This window comes from Luteibacter sp. 329MFSha (genome assembly GCF_900111665.1).
In the GTDB taxonomy this organism is placed as follows: Bacteria; Pseudomonadota; Gammaproteobacteria; order Xanthomonadales; family Rhodanobacteraceae; genus Luteibacter.
The window spans coordinates 1103996-1122156 of record NZ_FOJE01000001.1; the positions used below are offsets into that span (position 1 = coordinate 1103996).

The 18161-nt window shown below is 66.4% G+C and carries 16 protein-coding genes; 9 read left to right on the plus strand and 7 right to left on the minus strand.

Translation table 11 applies throughout. From position 1 onward, the window contains the following. Positions 1-38: 38 nt before the first annotated feature. Positions 39-833: a hypothetical protein gene (locus tag BMW54_RS04950; RefSeq protein ID WP_139206033.1), complete on the minus strand. Its 795-nt coding sequence runs from the start codon at positions 831-833 to the stop codon at positions 39-41. 111 nt (positions 834-944) lie between these two features. Between BMW54_RS04950 and BMW54_RS04955 the strand changes: the two genes are divergently transcribed. Next, positions 945-1787 carry an AraC family transcriptional regulator gene (locus tag BMW54_RS04955; protein WP_090053452.1) on the plus strand — a complete coding sequence of 281 codons (843 nt, stop codon included), beginning with the start codon at positions 945-947 and terminating at the stop codon, positions 1785-1787. A 54-nt stretch (positions 1788-1841) separates the two neighbouring features. Further along, the gene (locus BMW54_RS04960; protein ID WP_090053454.1) at positions 1842-2249 is read left to right on the plus strand and encodes a DUF2000 family protein; all 408 of its coding nucleotides are present in this window, start codon (positions 1842-1844) and stop codon (positions 2247-2249) included. A gap of 24 nt (positions 2250-2273) precedes the next feature. On the opposite strand, the gene BMW54_RS04965 is transcribed toward BMW54_RS04960, so the two are convergent. Further along, the gene (locus BMW54_RS04965) at positions 2274-3476 is read right to left on the minus strand and encodes an alpha/beta hydrolase family protein (protein ID WP_090053456.1); all 1203 of its coding nucleotides are present in this window, start codon (positions 3474-3476) and stop codon (positions 2274-2276) included. Between the two features lie 95 nt (positions 3477-3571). Between BMW54_RS04965 and BMW54_RS04970 the strand changes: the two genes are divergently transcribed. Next, entirely contained in the window at positions 3572-4579 is a 1008-nt protein-coding gene (locus tag BMW54_RS04970) for a LysR family transcriptional regulator (protein ID WP_217642608.1), read from the plus strand. Here BMW54_RS04970 and BMW54_RS04975 read toward each other — a convergent pair. Genes BMW54_RS04975 through BMW54_RS04985 form a run of 3 tightly spaced genes read right to left on the minus strand, consistent with a single transcriptional unit; the run spans position 4576 to position 8566 of the window. Next, on the minus strand, positions 4576-6075 hold the full coding sequence (locus BMW54_RS04975; RefSeq protein WP_217642609.1) for an OprO/OprP family phosphate-selective porin: 1500 nt from the start codon (positions 6073-6075) through the stop codon (positions 4576-4578). The genes BMW54_RS04970 and BMW54_RS04975 overlap by 4 nt on opposite strands. Positions 6076-6089: 14 nt before the next feature. Then, positions 6090-7130 (minus strand): alpha/beta hydrolase, encoded by a 1041-nt coding sequence (locus BMW54_RS04980; RefSeq protein WP_090053458.1) that lies wholly within the window; start codon positions 7128-7130, stop codon positions 6090-6092. Further along, positions 7127-8566 carry a dicarboxylate/amino acid:cation symporter gene (locus BMW54_RS04985; RefSeq protein WP_343124110.1) on the minus strand — a complete coding sequence of 480 codons (1440 nt, stop codon included), beginning with the start codon at positions 8564-8566 and terminating at the stop codon, positions 7127-7129. Before BMW54_RS04985 ends, BMW54_RS04980 begins: the two co-directional genes overlap by 4 nt. An 11-nt stretch (positions 8567-8577) precedes the next feature. Here BMW54_RS04985 and BMW54_RS04990 point away from each other — a divergent pair, with 11 nt between their 5' ends. Further along, positions 8578-11199, plus strand: coding sequence for a hybrid sensor histidine kinase/response regulator (locus BMW54_RS04990; RefSeq protein WP_090055728.1), 2622 nt, complete (start codon positions 8578-8580; stop codon positions 11197-11199). Here the strand turns inward: BMW54_RS04990 and BMW54_RS04995 are convergent. Further along, positions 11196-11849 carry a LuxR C-terminal-related transcriptional regulator gene (locus BMW54_RS04995; RefSeq protein ID WP_090053461.1) on the minus strand — a complete coding sequence of 218 codons (654 nt, stop codon included), beginning with the start codon at positions 11847-11849 and terminating at the stop codon, positions 11196-11198. The genes BMW54_RS04990 and BMW54_RS04995 overlap by 4 nt on opposite strands. A 106-nt stretch (positions 11850-11955) precedes the next feature. On the opposite strand from BMW54_RS04995, the gene BMW54_RS05000 reads away from it, so the two are divergent. After that, entirely contained in the window at positions 11956-14040 is a 2085-nt protein-coding gene (locus tag BMW54_RS05000) for a catalase (RefSeq protein WP_090053463.1), read from the plus strand. A gap of 79 nt (positions 14041-14119) precedes the next feature. Here BMW54_RS05000 and BMW54_RS05005 read toward each other — a convergent pair whose 3' ends face one another. After that, a complete protein-coding gene (locus tag BMW54_RS05005; protein WP_090053465.1) occupies positions 14120-14620 on the minus strand; it encodes a hypothetical protein in 501 nt (166 codons plus the stop codon). Positions 14621-14903: 283 nt separating this feature from the next. Here BMW54_RS05005 and BMW54_RS18745 point away from each other — a divergent pair, with 283 nt between their 5' ends. The 4 genes from BMW54_RS18745 (at position 14904) to BMW54_RS05020 (ending at position 17955) form a co-directional block, all read left to right on the plus strand. Beyond that, a complete protein-coding gene (locus BMW54_RS18745; RefSeq protein WP_175472767.1) occupies positions 14904-15068 on the plus strand; it encodes a hypothetical protein in 165 nt (54 codons plus the stop codon). Between the two features lie 363 nt (positions 15069-15431). Continuing rightward, on the plus strand, positions 15432-16802 hold the full coding sequence (locus tag BMW54_RS05010) for an asparagine synthase-related protein (RefSeq protein WP_254779069.1): 1371 nt from the start codon (positions 15432-15434) through the stop codon (positions 16800-16802). 238 nt (positions 16803-17040) lie between these two features. Continuing rightward, positions 17041-17610 carry a hypothetical protein gene (locus tag BMW54_RS18435; RefSeq protein WP_139206034.1) on the plus strand — a complete coding sequence of 190 codons (570 nt, stop codon included), beginning with the start codon at positions 17041-17043 and terminating at the stop codon, positions 17608-17610. A 27-nt stretch (positions 17611-17637) separates the two neighbouring features. Then, on the plus strand, positions 17638-17955 hold the full coding sequence (locus tag BMW54_RS05020) for a DUF5076 domain-containing protein (protein WP_090053471.1): 318 nt from the start codon (positions 17638-17640) through the stop codon (positions 17953-17955). Positions 17956-18161: the final 206 nt, after the last annotated feature.

Sequence of the window (18161 nt, forward strand, 5' to 3'; positions counted from 1 at the left end):
GGCGTAAAGCCAGCGAGCCGCTCGTGCCACGCCTCGCGTCAGCGTGTGCAGCGCCCCGCGAGCGGCAGGCGCCGCGCCGCGTCGACCTGGGCGAGCGAGGCTGGCGGTCGATCGTCCTCCGGCGTGAAGACGATGCGCACCTTCTGCGTCTTCCCGTCGTCTCCCCTGACGTTGCTCAGACCCTCGAAGCCGACCAGTCGCCGGGTGTCCGCCGTGTACACGAGCGTGACTTTCGGTGCGATGGCGCCCAGCCAGCCGTCCAGCGCCATGCGGAAGCGGCGCACCCGTGCCGATGGGTCGTCCGCACCGTCGGGGCGGATGTTCAGCCCCAGGTCGTCCCCGTGGCTCGGCACGACGAAGCGCGCGCTCAGCCCCTTCGGCGCGGAGATCGTGTCCCAATGCATGCGCACGAAATCGTCGAAGCCGGCGTCGACGACGGTGTCCGGATGCACCGCCAGCGTCGCCGTATCGGCGTTGTCGGAGCGGCCGTCGACGACCGTCGTCGACAGCCGGCGGCCGTCGACCCTGACGCGTTCGCGATAACCGGTTCGCCCGTCTTCGTAGTCGACGTCGGGCAACCACGGTGTGTTCGCATAGCGCAGGTACTTCCGCGCGAAGGGACGCCCGTCCGTGCAGCGGTAGAGGACCAGCCGCTCGCGCGAGGCGCCCTCGTCGACGATCCAGTGTTCCTCGCTGTAGAGGATCGCACCCGAACCGGGCGCGTAGGCCGTCCCGGTGTAGTGGGACGTGGTCGTCCCCGAGGCTCCCGCCGGAGCGGCCGCCATCAGGAAGGCCACGCCGAGCCAGGACGTGCCCCTCGACCCATGCCTCATGCTCAGACCCCTCACGCGACCACCGTTGGAAGGTCATACGCGGGGCCGGCGGTTTTGGATGCATAGGCATCGGGTTGCGACCACCCGGCACGGCGGGTGCATACTGGGCGCATGCCCCGCGCTTCCCGCAGCACCAACGACTGGTTCCACCTCCGTCGCGACGCCGAGACCGGCATCGAGAGCGTGCAGGCGCACTTCGAGGGCCATGCCTATGATGCGCACGCGCATGACGAGATCCTGATCGGTGTGACACAGCAAGGCGTGCAGCGCTTCCGTTGCCAGCGCGCCACGCTGACGAGCACGCGGGGCAGGGTGATCCTCATCGAGCCCGGCGCCGTGCACGACGGGGATGCGATCGACGAAGGCGGCTTCACCTACGCCATGCTCTACGTGCCCCAGGCGTGGCTACGCACGACGCTGGAGGAACGGTCGTCAGCCGCCGCGTCGGCGTTCGCCGGCCGCTTCCGCGCGACGCTGTGCGACGACGAGCGCCTGCGCGACGCCATCGTCCGCGCCTTCACCGCGATCGCCGGAGCGGAAGGCCGCCTGGCGCGCGATCTGAGCTTGCACCGCATGGTGGACCACCTGTCGGGACACTGGGATCATCGGGCGTCGCGATCCGCGTCGGAAGGCGGCGCGGCGTTGCGTGCGCGCGAATACCTGCATGCGCACATGGCCAGTGACGTCGGTCTGGACGAGCTTGCCGCCGAGGCCGGCGTGGACCGCTTCCGGCTGCATCGGCAGTTCACGGCCGCCATCGGGCAGTCGCCACACGCGTACCTGGTCAGTCTGCGTCTGCGCGCCGCGCGCGAACGCCTGGCGCGCGGAGAAGCCCCGGCGGACGTCGCTTCGGCCGTGGGATTCGCCGACCAGAGCCATCTCGGCCGCTGGTTCCGCCGCGCCTTCGGCAGCACGCCGGGCGATTACCAACGGGCTTGCACAAACGTTCTATAGGCCCGTCGCCGACGCACCGATGCTCGTGGCCAACGAAGCCGACGAGACCGTTCGATGTTCGATACCAAGGTGGCACTGGTCGTGCGCGACGACCTGATGACATGGCAGAAACTCAACGTGGTGGCGTTCCTCGCGACGGGCGTCGCGGCCGGGGCGCCGGATGCGCTCGGCGACCCATACGTCGACGCGGCCGGCACGAGGTATGGCCGCATGCTGATCCAGCCGATGATGATCTACGCCGCCGATGTCGACGCACTGCGCAAGGTGCATCGCAAGGCGCTGGAGCGCGAACTGGCGATCGTCCCGTACGTGGCGGCGATGTTCCGTACCGGCCACGACGCGGACAACCGCCGCGCGTTCCGGGAGGAAAACATCGACGCCATGGACTTCGTGGGCCTCGCGGTACGCGGGCCGAAGAACGCCGTGGACAAGACCGTCAAGGGCCTGTCGCTGCACGCGTAGACCACTGGCCACCCAGGCCAGCCGCTATGACCCCGGCGTGAGGATCATGTCGATCCAGTTGAAAATCACCTCGTCCTTGAATCCGAGCGCGCCGGACTGGCAATGGTTCTCGGCGCCATCGTCGGCCCCGAAAGCGTAGAAGGTCTTCGGGCAACGGAGCTCGTCGAAGATCTGCTTCGGCTGCCCCTTGAAGAACATGTCGCCATCCGCTTCCAGGACGAGGCAGGCGCACTGGATCCGGTCGGCCAGGCCTTGCATCGACATGCGCTGCGTCTGCTTCAGGAAATCCGCGATGCTCGGCGCCTTGAAGGACCACAGGCCCTGCGTGATCGCCCAGCGGATGTTGGTCACCTCGTCCATCATCTTCTGGATGATCCGGTCGCCTGCGGCGTCGTTGCCCGTGGCGTACGCCTCGCTGGCTTCAGGCGGCAACAGTTTCTGCATCGCACCGCCGAAGTCGTAGACCCCGTCGAAGAACACCGCCGCCTTGAAACGGTGTTCGAAGGCGGCCGCGCGCGCCGCCAGGTAACCGCCCAGGCTCATGCCGATCAACGCCAGCCGATCGCCGTCCACGTCCGCCCGCCCCAGCGCATAGTCGACGGCAGGGGTGACGACCTTCTCCCAGTCGTGCCGGAACGGCAGGCCCTGGTCGCGCATCGGCAGGCCCTGGCCGGGGCCGTCGAAGGTCAGGCAGTTATAGCCCCGCCGCACCGCCGCCGCGGCGCCGAAGTAGTAGAGCTCCTCGATGCTGGAGTCGTATCCGCCATGGAAGACGATCGTCGGCCGGGGCGTTCCCGAGTCGTCGACCTTGTAGAAATAGCCGGGCAGCGTCGTGCCCTCGTAGGGAATCTCGATCGGCTCCCACGTCGGCCCCATGAGCGATGCCGCCTTCGCATAGGTGCGCTGTGACGCGTGGGCGCTTTCGAGGATGCGCGGATCGGACGGATCGCCATGCAGATAGAACTCGCCCATACGGAAGTAGGTCGACGCCCGGAGGTACGCTTCGCGCGCGCTCACCGCATGGCCTCCCGCGAGGTAGTCGTCGGCCCGCGCGAGGAGCTTCTTCGCTCGCTTGTCCCAGGCGGTGAACCAGCTTTCGAAATCGCCCTCGGTGATCTCGGCCGCGGTGGCCATCATTTCCCCGATGTCGGCGCCACCGTAGTAGGTGAATCCCAGGTTGCGGACGAACTCGAAAGCGAACGAATCATCTTTGAAGGCGACTTTCATGGAAGCTCCCGGATGGATGTTTACGCGACGAGGCATTTACCTCGCCATGACGATCACGACCTCGCTGTTACCTGTCGTTTTTCCTTTCGTTACCGATGCGGACGAAGGAGACGGAGAACGAGTATGCCGATGCAATCCATCGATGCGGGATATGTGTTTTCATCACCGCCATGGATTTTCACGGAGTCGACCTCAACCTGCTCGTCGCCTTCGACGCGTTGATGTCGGAGCGCAGCGTGACTCGCGCGGCGAAGCGGGTAGGGCGGACGCAACCCGCGATGAGCGCTTCGCTTGCGAGGCTTCGCACGCTCTTCCGCGACGAACTGTTCGTGCGGGGAAGGGAACAGCTCCAGCCCACGCAACGCGCCGTCGACCTCGCCGAACCCATCGGCCGCGCATTGCGCGAGATCCGGCGGACGCTCGGCGACGCGGACCGGTTCGATCCGCTCGCATCGGCACCGTCCGTCAACATCGGGATGCAGGAACACGCGGCCTTCAGGCTGTTGCCGGGTCTTCTGGCGTGCCTCCGCAAAGACTGCCCGGCCGTCCGCGTGAACGTCGTCGCGTATCCCGCTAGGGACGACGCCCTCACATTGCTCGATAGCGGCGAAGTCGACGTCGCCGTCGGCGTGCCTCCCGCAAGTGCGCCGGGCCGCATCTTCCTGCAGCCGTTGTTCGAGGAGGCCTTTGTCTGCGTCGTACGAAAGGGGCACCCGGTCTCCCGGCGTCCGCTCGACCTCGACACGTACCTGACGCTCGAACATCTGCTCGTATCACCCGAGGGCGATCGATTCGGTCACACGGATACCGAGCTTGCGAAGCGGGGGCTTTCGCGCAGGCTGAGCGTGACGATCAACCAGATGTATCCCGCCCCGGCGATCATCGCCGGCTCGGACCTGATCGCCACGCTGATGCGCGGCGTCGTCGATATCGGCGGGTGGCACGATCGGCTCGATCTGCTCGAGCCTCCGGTCGAACTGTCGCCATGCCCGTACGTCATGTGCTGGCATCGTCGAAACGACAGGCATCCAGCCCAGCGTTGGTTACGGAGTCGTCTGGCGACGCTCGTACCGGCTGAGGCTCCGAGGCCCTTCGCCCTCTAGAACACCACCTGCGCGCGCATGGAGAGCGTATTGCCGGCGTCCGGGCCCTGGAACCCGCCCACCTTGTTGTCGGTGTTCCAGTGCACGTAGTTGAGCATGAGTCGCGACCAGTCGTTGAGGTACCAGTTCAGGCCCAGCGTATAGCTCTTGCCCGTGCCGCCGCGTGGCGCGTCGGCGTAATCGTAGTGGTCCACGCGGCCCGCCAGTTCGAAGGCGCCCCATCCACCCGAAGTCACAGGGTCGTTCACCTTGACGGCCTTCCAGCTTCCCGAGCGCTGCGAGAACCCGGGCGCCTCGCCGGTGATCATCCAGCCCGCCGCGAACGACGAGCCGTGGCGACTCACCGAATCGGCGGTCCTGGAATCGATGGTGCGCTTGCCGTACTCGTTCATCATCCAGAAGTTTCGATAGACGCCGCCCAGTTCGAAGCCCTTGCCGTGGTCCTGCGTCGGATTGGCGATCGAACTGGCCGAGACCGCGAGGTTGTCGTTGTAGTCGGCGGCGATGGCCGGCGTGTTGTTGATGCTGGTGACGCCGTCGCTGATCTTCTCGTAGTAGTACCAGCTACCCACGTGGAGGAAGCCGTCTGCACCCTTGACGGGAGTCCAGTGCGCGCGCGTGAGGTACGTGGTGCTGTCGGTGTTCGACCCCGAAGTCGAACTGTTCGGCGAATTACCGCTGATGGACAGGCTGGCATGCCAGCCGTCGCCCCACATGCGCATCTGGGCGCCCAGGCCGAAGTAGCTGACCACCGGCTGGCCCACGGCCGTCGCCGCGTTGCGCAGCATGAAGGGCACGCGCGCGGATTCGGACGAACCTTCGGTGCCGAGGTCCTTCAGGAAATTGCCGAGGTAGAACCGCGTACGCTGACCGAAGACCTGCGTCGTGTAAGTGAGATAGGTCTGCCGTAGCGCCACCTCGTTGTCCGCGAAATCGGCTTCCACGTGGTAGCCGAGTGCACCGATGGTGCCTTCACCGCCGAGGCGTGCGCTGGTGACCTGCGAACCGGTGATGTTGCGCGATTCGAAGTTCGAGCCCGAGGTGCGGCTCACATCGAACAGCAGGCGGCCGTCGGGCTTGAAGGTGAAGAAGCCATCGTCGCTGCGGAACGTGGGGCCCGCTTCGCCACCGCGGCCCCAACGCACGCCGGAGCCGCCACCCGCCGAGCCACCACCGTTGCCGCGCGCCATGGCCACGGCCATCTCGCTTTCGCGCGTGTCCGCGATGGCGTTGCCGACCTGGGCGTCACGACGGCTCGATTCATCGCCTGCCGCGACAGCGGTGGTCCCGGTGTGCTCCGCCGCGATTGCGCCCTGCGTGTTATGGCCCTCCACCGCGGAGAGCCGCTGCTTCAGCTCCTTGATCTCGGCGGCCTGCGCCTTGATCAGCCTGAGCAGTTCGGCGTTGTTGACTTCCTGCGCGGCCAGGGCAGGCATGGCGGCACCGGCGAACAACACCGCGGCCAGCGCCGGGTAGAGACGGGACGTGATTGTCATGATCGTTTCCCCGCTCAGTTGTTGTCGTCGTCGTTGCCAGCGTCGTCGGGCGACGCGGCAGGCGCGGATCTGATGGGCGTCGACGCGGCGGGATTCGCGAACGGGCTGGCGTCGACGGCGCTGAAGAAGCCGTGGCGGCGCGCCCACGCGGCGAACAGACGCGGCCATGCCGATGGCGCGCTGCCTGGATCGCCCAGACCCCAACCGTGGCCCCCCTTGTCGAAGACGTGCAGTTCGGCGTCGACGTCGTTCTTGCGCAAGGCGTCGAACATCACGAGGCTGTTCCCGACATTGGCGATGGGGTCGTCCGCCGCCTGGGCGAGGAACGTCGGCGGCGTGTCGCGGGTGACGTGCAGCTCGACCGAATACGCCTGCACGGCGTCGCCCTGCGTCGACAGTTCGCGGAACGACCGCGTCGTGTCGAAGGGCGTCCGCAGCGAGACGACGGGGTAGATGAGTCCGGCGAAGTCCGGGCGCGCCGAAAGCGTGTCGCTGGCGTCCACCGCGGGGTAGAACGCAGCGGCGAAGCGCGTCTCCGCGATGCCGGCGAGATTGCCGCCCGCGGAGAATCCGAGCACGCCCACGCGCTTCGGATCGATGCCCAGCTCCTGCGCATGCGCCCGGACGAGGCGGATGGCCCGCTGCGCGTCCTGGAACGGCGCGACGGCCGGCCAGCGGTCGGCGGGCAGGCGGTAATAGAGCACGACCGGGGTGACGCCGAGCGCGGCGAGCCAGCGTGCCGTCGGCATCACTTCGTGGCCGATGCCGATACGGAAGTACCCACCTCCACCGACGATCACGACGGCGGCGCCATTCGGGCTGGCCGGCTTGTACACCTCGATACGCGGTTTGCTCACGTTGGACACCGCGCCCACGCCGGTGCCGGTCTGGCCGACGCGTTCGGGACCGCTTGGGCCACCACCGCCCGGCGGCGGGCCCGGCCACAGGTCGTACGAGATGGGCTTGCCGGGTTGCACGGTGGAATCCGCGACCGCGGTACCGGTGCAGGCGAGGGCGACGACGGCTGCGAGCAGCGCGGCGCGAACGAGGGTCATGGCTGTTTCCCCTGGGTGGCGATGATCGACGGTGTGCCGCTCTCCCCGGCACGGTTGGCAAGGGCATCGCCGAGCGCGGCGCGGTCGAGCGCGCCCTCCCAGCGCGCGACCACGATGGTGGCCACGGCATTGCCCACGAAGTTGGTGAGCGAGCGGCACTCGCTCATGAAGCGGTCGACGCCGAGGATCAGCGCCATGCCTGCCACCGGCAGCGACGGCACCACGGAAAGCGTCGCTGCGAGCGTGACGAAGCCGGCGCCGGTCACGCCGGCCGCGCCCTTCGAACTCACCATGGCCACCAGCAGCAGGGCCACCTGTTCACCCAGCGTCAGCGGCGTGTTGGTCGCTTGCGCGATGAACAGCGCGGCGAGCGTCATGTAGATGTTGGTGCCGTCGAGGTTGAACGAATAGCCGGTGGGCACCACAAGGCCCACCACCGACTTCTCGCACCCCGCGCGTTCCATCTTTTCCATCAGGGAGGGGAGGGCGGCTTCCGATGACGACGTGCCGAGCACGAGCAGCAACTCGTCCTTCAGGTAACGCAGCAGCTGGAAGATCGAGAAACCCGTGGCGCGTGCGACGCCGCCGAGGACGACGAGCACGAACAGGAGCGCGGTCGCGTAGAAGGTGGCGACCAGGTACATCAGGTTAGACAGCGATCCGATGCCGTAGCGGCCGATCGTGAAGGCGATGGCGCCGAACGCACCGACGGGAGCGGCCTTCATCAGCAGGTGCACCAGTTTGAACACCGGCGCCGTCAACGCGTCGAAAAAGACCACCACCGGCCTGGCCCGCTCGCCGGCCAGCGTCAACGAGACGCCGAACAAAACCGCGAACAAAAGCACCTGCAGGATGTTGCCCGACGTGAACGCGCCCACCACCGTGTCGGGGATGATGTCGAGCAGGAAGTGCGTGAGCGTCATGTCGTGCGCTTTCGACGCGTACGCGGCGATCTCGCGGGTGGACAGCGATGCCGGGTCGATGTTCAGGCCGCGGCCCGGCTGCACCACGTTCGCCACGACCATGCCGACGATGAGCGCCAGCGTCGAGAACACGAGGAAATAGACCATGGCCTTGAGCACCACCCGGCCCACGGCGTTGAGGTGCGGCATGCCCGCGATGCCCGTGACCACGGTGAGGAAGATCACCGGGGCGATCACCATTTTCACCAGCTTGATGAAGGCGTCGCCAAGCGGCTTCAGCTGCTCGGCGAAGGCGGGCGCGAAGTGGCCGAGCAGGGCGCCGGCGGCGATCGCCACCAGCACCTGCACATAGGTCTGCCGGTAGAAGGGGACCGGCGCGGCCGGGGTGGTGTCCTGCACGTGCATGGCGGGTTCGGCTGGGGGCAAGGGTATGCTTTGTAGCCCGCCACGGCCCCCAACCCCATAGCACATTCCGGCTAGTCGCCCTCCGGCCGTGCGACGATGCCCGTCCATCTATGGCCCAGATCCGCTCATCCCGCGCCCTGCGAATCCTCGTGCTCCTGCTGCTCGTGGCGGGCAGCGCGGCACTGGGCGGGTGGTACGCGTGGCAGCAGACGCTGCTGACCATCGACGCGCAGGCCGGCGACCGCCTCCGCCTCCATGCCCTGGCGGTGCAGCGCCTGATCGACCGGTACCGCGTGCTGCCTCGGGTGCTCGCGCTCGATCCGGAGCTGCGGACGGCCCTCGAAGGGCCGCCCGATGCGGTCGACGGCGCCGCCCTCAATGCGAAGCTCGACCAGGCGAACGGCGCGGTCCGTGCCTCGACGCTGACGCTGCTCGATCGCCACGGTCGCGCCCTGGCCGCGAACAACTGGAACACCCCGGAGAGCAACGTCGGGCTGGACTATGCGTTCCGGCCGTATTTCCGCGACGCGATGCGCGACGGCCATGCCATGTTCTATGCGCTGGGCGTTTCCACCAACGTGCCGGGCTACTTCATCGCGGAGGCGGTAGAGGACGCGGCGGGCCACCGCATCGGCGTGGTCGTGCTCAAGATCTCGCTGGATGCCTTGCAGGAGGACTGGGCACGCGGGGACGACGTCGTGTTCCTCTCGGATGCGCACGGTGTCGTCTTCCTCGCGAATCGGCCGGCGTGGATTTACCGCGCGCTGCATCTCCTCTCGACGGCCGATGCCACCGCCATCGCGGGCACGCGCCAATACGGCATGCGGCCATTGCAACGCGTGGAATGGAAGGTGCTGGAACCATCGGCGGGCGGGATCCTCCGGGTCAGGGTGACCTCGCCCGGGCTCGACGAGGACACGATCTGGCGCTCGCTGACCATGCCGCAGCAAGCGTGGACCCTGCACCTGCTCGCCGACGCCGGCCCCGCGACCGTCGCGGCGCGCCATGCGGTGTTCGCCGTCCTCGCGGCGTGGCTGGCCGTGCTGCTGCTGGGCCTGTTCCTGCAGCAGCGCCTGCGGCTGAGCCGCTTGCGGCAGCGCAGCCGCGAAGAACTGGAACGGATGGTCGCGCACCACGCATCCGCGCTTCGCTCCGCCCAGGACAGCATCGTGGCCGCGGCCCACGAGGCTGCGGGAGGCGGTCACGGCAATCTCGAGCACCTTCCCCAGGGCGTCAGCGTGGTCGACGCGGGGCTGCGCCTCGTCGCGTGGAACTCGCGGTACCAGGCGATCTTCGGTTTTCCGGACGAGTACATGCGCGTCGGGCGTCCCATCGAAGACCTTTTCCGTTTCAACGCGCGCCGCGGACTGCTCGGTCCCGGCGACACGGAAGAGGCGATCGAGCGCCGCCTGCAGTACCTGCGTGCCGGCAGCCCGCACATGTACGAGCGCGAGCGTCCGGACGGCACCACGCTCGAGATCCGCGGCAATCCCCTCCCGGACGGCGGATTCGTGACCAGCTATGCGGATATCACGGCCTACAAGGCCACGGCACGCGAACTGCGCAGCCTGGCCTCGTCGCTGGAGCGCCGCGTCGAGGAGCGCACGCGCGACCTGATCGAAGCCAAGGCCGAGGCCGACAAGGCCAATCGCTCGAAAACGCGCTTCGTCGCGGCGGCGGTGCACGACCTGCTCCAGCCGTTGAACGCCGCGCGCATGTTCATCGGCAGCCTCGCGTCCAGCGGACTCGATACCGAACGCCGCGAACTCGCCGAGCGCGTGCGCAGCGCGCTCGACACACAGGACGAGCTGCTGGCCAGCCTGCTCGACATGTCGCGACTCGAAGGCGGCGCCGTGGCGCCGCGGTTCGCCAGCGTGCTGCTGGATGCCCTGCTGCGCGACCTGGCGCGGCAATCGGCCGTGCTCGCATCCACGCGGGGCCTGTCGCTCGTCTACGTGGGCACGTCGCTCACCGTGCGCAGCGATGCGCTGCTGCTTCGCCGGGTGCTGCAGAACTTCCTCAGCAACGCCATCCATTACACGCCGCGCGGGCGCGTCGTGCTCGGCGTGCGCCGTGCCGCTGGGCAGGCGCGCATCGAGGTATGGGACACGGGTGTCGGCATTCCGGAGCCGAAGACCCGGGCGATCTTCGAGGAGTTCCTCCGCCTGGACAACGGCGTGGACCGCGACCGGCGCAGCGCGGGGCTGGGCCTGTCGATCGTCGACCGCATCGCGAGGCTGCTCGGCGCGACAGTGGCTGTGCGCTCATGGGAGGGGAAGGGCAGTGTGTTCTCGATCACGCTGCCCCTGGCCGATGCCGACGCGTCGTCGCCCGTGCACACGGTGACGAACGATGACGATTCACCCTTCGCGGGCAAGCGCGTCCTCGTGATCGACAACGATCCCCTCACGCGTCGCCAGGCCATGGACCTGCTCGCAGGCTGGGGTTGCGACGTGCAGGGCGTCGACAGCGAGCGCGGCGCCTTGCGCTTCGCCGAGACGGACCATGCGCCGGCGTTGATCCTCATGGACGATCCGCTCGACGGTCGCGAAGGCGACGCCTTGCGTGAAGCCATGGTGGCGCGCTGGGGGGCCTTGCCGCCCACCGTGCTGATGGCGGCGTCCCCGCGGCAGGCCGACATCGAGCGCGCATCGGCTCACGGACTGCGCTACCTCGTGAAACCGCTGGCCCCAGCGCGCCTGCGCGCCATGATGACGCGATTGCTGATGGTAACCGGCTAGCCCGGGTGCGAGCCTTCCACGCCATCGTCGAGGTCCAGTGACTTCACCAGCACCGCGGCCTGCGTGCGCGAGCGACATTCGAGCTTCGACAGCACGGCGGTGACATGGATCTTTACCGTGTTCTCCGCCAGCCCCAGCTCCGCGGCGATCTGCTTGTTGAGCAACCCCTCGGCCAGGAGCATGAGCACGCGGAACTGTTGGGGCGTGAGGCTCGCCAGGCGTGCCGCGAGCCTGGCGTCATCCTCGCTGCGTTCCGACCGGGCGCCGATGAAGGCGGTTCCGCCTTGCATCACCGTGAGCACCGCTTCGCGCAGCACATCCGCAGGCGCCGATTTCGACACGAAGCCGGCCGCGCCGAATTGCTCCGCGCGGCGCACATTGCGTGGATGATCGTTGGACGACACCACCAGCACGGGAATGTCGGGGTGTTCGCCGCGCAGCCACAGCAGCGACGAGAATCCCATGGCGCCGGGCATGGTCAGGTCCAGCAGCACGAGGTCGACAGGCTCACCCCTCGCGAGCACGGCCTCCATGCCGCTATGGCTGCCGGCCTCCAGCGCCCTGCCATCCGCCAGCAACGTGGCCAGTGCATGGAGCATCGCCCCGCGAAACATCGGATGGTCGTCGGCAATCAGAAGAGTCAGTGGCATGGGCACGTTCTGGGTGTGATGTCGGTGTGACGGATCGCTGAAGCAAATGAACTTTACCTATACGTCGCGGCCCTCATCGTAGCGGTTCACCGAGTGGGGAGCAGCCATGGCAACGAAGAGCAAGAAGGTAACGCCTGCGACGTCGACCGACGTTCGCGGCGAAGGTGACGAACTCCACCAGCAGGCGGGTGGCACGCACCCTGCGATGACGACCAACCAGGGTCTGACGGTCGGCGACGATCAGAACTCCCTGAAGATCGGACCGCGTGGCCCCGTGCTCCTCGAGGATTTCATCCTCCGGGAGAAGATCACGCACTTCGATCACGAACGCATTCCCGAAAGGATCGTGCACGCCCGCGGTTCGGCGGCCCACGGCTTCTTCGAGCTGACGGAGTCGCTTGAGGCGTACACCACCGCGCGCGTGCTGACGGAGGTCGGCGAGCGCACGCCCGTCTTCACCCGCTTCTCGACCGTCGCGGGTGGCGCCGGGTCGGTCGACACCCCGCGCGACGTGCGCGGGTTCGCCGTGAAGCTCTACACCAAGGAGGGCAACTGGGATCTGGTCGGCAACAACATCCCCGTGTTCTTCATCCAGGACGCCATCAAGTTTCCCGACCTCATCCACGCCGTGAAGATGGAACCCGACCGCGGATTCCCTCAGGCGGCGAGTGCGCACGACACGTTCTGGGACTTCATCTCGCTGACGCCCGAGGCGTTCCACATGATCATGTGGGCCATGTCGGACCGGGCCATTCCGCGTTCGTTGCGCATGATCGAAGGCTTCGGCGTTCATTCGTTCCGGCTGGTCAACGCCAGCGGCGACAGCACCTTCGTGAAGTTCCACTGGCGGCCGAAGCTGGGGCTGCAGTCCACCGTGTGGGACGAGGCGGTGAAGCTCGCGGGCGCCGATCCCGACTTCCATCGTCGCGACCTGTTCGAGTCGATCCAGGCCGGCAATTTCCCGGAATGGGAACTGGGCGTGCAGCTGTTCACGGAGGAGGAGGCGGCGGCGTTCCCGTTCGACCACCTCGACGCCACCAAGCTCATCCCCGAAGAGCTGGTGCCGCTGAAGATCGTCGGTCGCATGGTGCTCGATCGCTGGCCGGACAACTTCTTCGCCGAGACCGAGCAGGTGGCGTTCTGTCCCTCGCATCTGGTGCCCGGACTGGACTTCAGCAACGACCCGCTGCTTCACGGCCGCCTCTTCTCGTATCTGGACACGCAGCTGTCGCGACTGGGCTCGCCCAATTTCCATCAGTTGCCGATCAATGCGCCGAAGTGCCCGTTCGCGAACCACCAGCGCGATGGACACATGCAGCACCAGGTGCCCAAGGGGCGCGTCGCGTACGGGCCGAGTTCCCTTGAACCCGATGCGCCGCGGGAAGATGCGAAGCGCGGTTTCCGCTCGTACGACGGCGAGGAGGCTGGCAAGCGGGGCAGGGTGCGTGCGGAGACGTTCGCGGATCACTACAGCCAGGCTCGCCTCTTCTACACGAGTCAGACCGCTTACGAGCAGGCGCACATCGCGTCGGCCCTCGTCTTCGAACTGTCCAAGGTGGACACGCAACACGTTCGTGAGCGGGTCGTGGGCCATCTTCGTCACATCGACGACGACCTGGCCAAGCGCGTCGCGAGCGGTCTCGCCATGGACGATCTGCCGCCGGCGCCGCCGGCGAAGGTCGCCCCGATCGACATGCCACCGTCGCCAGCGCTGCAGATCATCGGCAAGATGAAGAAGACGCTGGAAGGCCGCGTGGTCGGCATCCTGATCAACGATGGCTCGGATGCGAAGGTCGTCTCGGCGCTCACGAAGGCGGTGGAAAGCGCAGGAGCCACGCCCAAGATCGTGGCCCCCAAAGTCGGTGGCGCGACGCTCTCGGACGGCAAGAAGCTGGCCGCGGACGGGCAACTGGCCGGTACCCCGTCGATCAACTTCGACGCCGTCGCCGTCGTGCTCAGCAAGGAGGGCGCCGGTCAGCTCGTCCGTGAGGCGGCCGCGGTGGACTTCGTGCGCGATGCCTTCGGCCACCTGAAGGCCATCGCGCTCGACGAGGGCGGCCGGACGTTGTTCGATGCGTCGGGGCTCGACGCCGACGAAGGCGTGATCCCCGCGACCGACGTCAAGGCATTCATCGACGGCGCGATGGGCCGCTATTTCGCACGCGAGGCCAAGGTCCGGATGCTGCCCTGATCAGGCCGGATTTGCCCGAGCCCATGGCCGCGTGCAGTCATGTCAAAGCCGCCCCCGGGACGAGGGCGGCTTCTCATGCTCAGCCCTTGCTCGGAAAATTCATGGAGTAGACGATGGAACTGATCTTCCATCCCCGCTCGGTCTTGACGAGGAGCCACGCCTCCTTGCCCTCGTTCATCGGCTTCTGCTCGGAAAGGAAGGTGAAGTCGAACGATACGGCGGCGACGGCGTCGTCGGCATCGATTTTGATGTTTGAGAACCGCTCCTCGTCCGAGGTCTCGGCTTTTCCGATCTGCATGGCGAACTTCGCGCTGGTCGAAGGAAGGATCTTTGCCGCGTCCGCCTTCTTCGCCCGGACGGTGGCAAGGGTCTTCTCACTTGCCGACGCGAGCAGCGGAGCATTGCCGTCCACGAACAGACCCAGCATGGCGTCGCTGTTCCGGCCCTTGATGGCCTGCTGGAATTGGGCGATCACCTGGTGAATGTCGTCGATATCGCGACTCTCGGACGGGGCCGCATGGAGCGGGAGCGCGAGAACGGGCGCGAGTAGCACGGCGAGAAAGCGGGCATACGTCTTCATGATGCGTCTCCTCGGGTATGCGATGCATTCGAATCCTCGGGCCAGTCGCCGGGAGGCAAGACTCGATTGGCCACAAATTCTGCACGAAGACTCACTGTGATGCTGTAGGGGAAGCCCTACGAATTCGCGACGCAAACAAGGATCAGGTGCCGTGTCCGTCGAGCGCTTTGGCGCCGGACGCACACGCCTGCCGAGTTTGCGTATGGATGATGCCCCGCGCGGAGGAGGGGCATGCTACGGTCCCAAGGCCGCATCCGGCGGCGTATGACCTCAGGAGCGTTCCATGGAAAAGCGCGATCAGGTGATGCACGACGTGAACCCCTTCGGCGTCCAGATGGAAGGACCCATGCAGCCGACCATGACCGTGGGTAAGTGGGCCCCGAAGATCGACGACGTCGGCGACATCGGCCGCATCGGCTCCACCCATAGCGGCGGCGACTGGGGCTGAGTCTCCGGACCATCGTCTGCAGGACGCAGGTCGAGGCCGCCTTCGGAAGAGGGCGGCTTTCTTTGTTTTCAGGGAGCCCCGCCATTGATCAAGGCCGAGATCGCGCTGTCCGACCTATCGTTCGATCCCATGCCCCGTGCCGACGCGATCGTGCTGGGCGGAAGCAGGATCGTTCCCTGCCGTCATCCGATGCTCGAGACGTTATGCATTCGCGCACCGGGACAATGGTTTCTCGTGACGCGCGAGCGGAGGGCTTCCGATGCACCGCTCGACGACTCGCGTGCCATCGCCGTCGAGGATGTCGACGAGGCGAGGTTCCATGCGCTGTATCAGGCCAGCCTGCTCTGGCCGCTCGACTACGTGATGATCGAGGTCGCCCAGGCCGGCCACCGATTGCGTGTCCGCGCGGGCGTCCTCGGCGTGCTACCGGTGTATGCGCGCGTGCTGGACGACCGTGTCTCGCTGTCGTGGAACTCCGCCGACCTCGCCGCCGGGCCTGCGTTGCTCGATCTCGAGGTCGCAAGCCATCAGCTGGCCCTGCGCACGCTCTACGCGGCGCGGCAGCTCTACACGGGCGTGGTGATGCTCACGGAGCGCGCCTCGCTGCACGTGGAACCGGGGAGGGCGCGCTTTCGCTACCCGGAAGCCGTACCGGCGGCAGCGCCTTCGCACGACGACGGCGAAGACACGCTTCCAGCGTTCGCCGAGGCCCTGCAACGCGCGGTGCATCTTCGCCCGTGGAGAGACGGCAGCGCGTCGCTCGAACTCAGCGGCGGCATGGACTCCGCGACGGTCGCGACAGCCTTGACGAGGCAACACGCCGGCATCGACAGCAAGGGCATCCTGCTCGACGGGCAAGTGCGCGCTCCGCAGGTGCACCGCCGCCGGATGATTGCCGAGCGGCTTGGCCTGTCCGACCACACCGTCGACATCGCCGACTGGCCGCCGGACGTCGGCCTCGCACAGCCAACGCGGCCCTACGGCTTCTGTCGCGACTTCTACCTCGAGGCATGCGAAGCCCTGTGGACGTCCGCGCGCGAGCGAGGCCGCGACGTCCTGTTCACCGGTATCGGCGGCGACGAACTCTTTCCCGCGTACATCGGTGAAGTGTCGACCGGCGCGGTCACGGGCCCCGAGTGGTCGAAGGACGCGCGCGGCCACGCCGAAGCGATCATGACGTCCCACGCGCGAGCGGCGGCACGCAGCCGGCCCTTGTTCGATGCACCGGATAGCCCGGTGCCAGTGACGTCGCTTCTGGCACAGGCCTGCCGCGCGCCCGACCTGCTCGCGCACGGCCAGTGGCCCGTCAACCCGCTGAGCGATCCGCACCTGGCCGCGTTCTGCCATCGGTTGCCGAGAAGCAGCCGCGAGGGCAGGGAAGTGATGCGCCGCTACCTGGAAAGCCATCTGGGTACCGACGTGTTTCCCAAGGGTTACCTGAAAGAAACCTTCGCCGACGTGCTGCCGCCGCTCATCGCACGCCAGGCGGCGTCGCTGGCGACGCAACTGCGGGAATGCGCACTGGCCGACATGGGCCTCGTGGACCGGAACGCCGTACTCGACCTGCTGGAGACGATCGTGCGAACGAGATCGCATCCTGCGACGTCCGCGTTCGCTTCGTTTCTTTGGCTGGAGCGGCTGGCGAGGCAGGGGGCCTCAGGTTGGGAAACACTGGTCCCGAGGATGCATACTCCTGACATACCGCGTCCGGCGCGAACAGGGGATCATCGTTGAATTGGGAAGACGCCGCGAGACGGATACAGGCCATACCTCGAGCCCTGGACGGAAATAGCATGCGCGCCCTCGTGAAGTTCGACGGCCAACGCGACGATGGCAGGATATACACCGTCGTCCTCGATCGGTGCGATCACGCGGGTCCGGCTTCAGGACCGACACCAGCGATCTGGCACGTGCGCTTGCGACTGCCTTCCCGGTGGCGCGATCGATCGGCCGCGGTGAACCGGCTCGCCCCATGGAACTAAAGGCGAGCAACGGTCATTATGAAAGCCGTCCAGCAAAAGAATCCGATCCGGTGAGTGCGAAAGCGGAGTGGCAGAAGCGATTGTTGGCCGAGTTGGGCGATCTTCTCGCTCGCTTCGGTTTTTCATTCGTTGCTGCGAGACGTTCCTTTCATAAACCCACGCCAGTGTGCTGGCAGTCTATCCACCTTGCGATCGTCCAACATCCTGCCGATTTCGATGTGGTAGTCGATGCCGCCGTTCGCCTGGACGTGATCCAAGCGCGAATCGGCGGCGCCACGGATCGACGCGGCCATCAAGCCACGATTGGTTGCGAGTATGGCAACCTGCTGGGGACGGGACAGCATCGCTGGACGGTAGCAGCGGCCTCGGATGTGGACTCGGTCGCTCGTGACATTCTCAAGGCTTGCGAAAGTACGCTCTTCCATTTTCTCGAAACCTATTCCGACTTGGAAACGGTGTACGAGACCCTCATGCGGGAGGACCAATACGCTCGATTACTCATGCCTCTGGAAGACGTCCGTAAGGCCATCGTGGTGGCTGCGGAAGCGGCGATGAAGTAGCAACATTGTGTTTGATCGGAGTCGACGATGAAGCAACAACCCATTCCAGAAGCTGCGATCGAAGATGAGCAAGCCGTTGAGATGCTCCGCGTCTGGATCGCAAAAAGAAGGCTCCATGCTTCGATCAAAATCGGAATGTACAGAGAGAACAAGACCGTCAGCATCGACGAGGAACGCGCTTGGGGCATCATACTCGCGGACACGGCTCGGCATGTTTCGGTGGCGCTTCGTGATGGCTATGGTCTTGACGCGCAAGATTGTCTAGTCGCGATACGCGAGTCCTTCCTTAAGGAGCTCGATGCCCCGACGAGTAAGGCAGATGGCACCTTTGTAAAAAAGCATTAGCCCGGCGGACCGCAGAATGCGTTCGCTTCGTTTGTTTGGCTGGAGCGTCTGGAAACTCACTTTTAGATCCCAAATCGGCACAACCGCAGCGATCGACGCACGCGGTAGAGGGGTCGGCACGCCGCTGAAAACACGATGTCGCGATTTTACATAATATACATTATGCGCACTACCTTACTCCGTTCACGTAGCGGGATTAGCCGGCA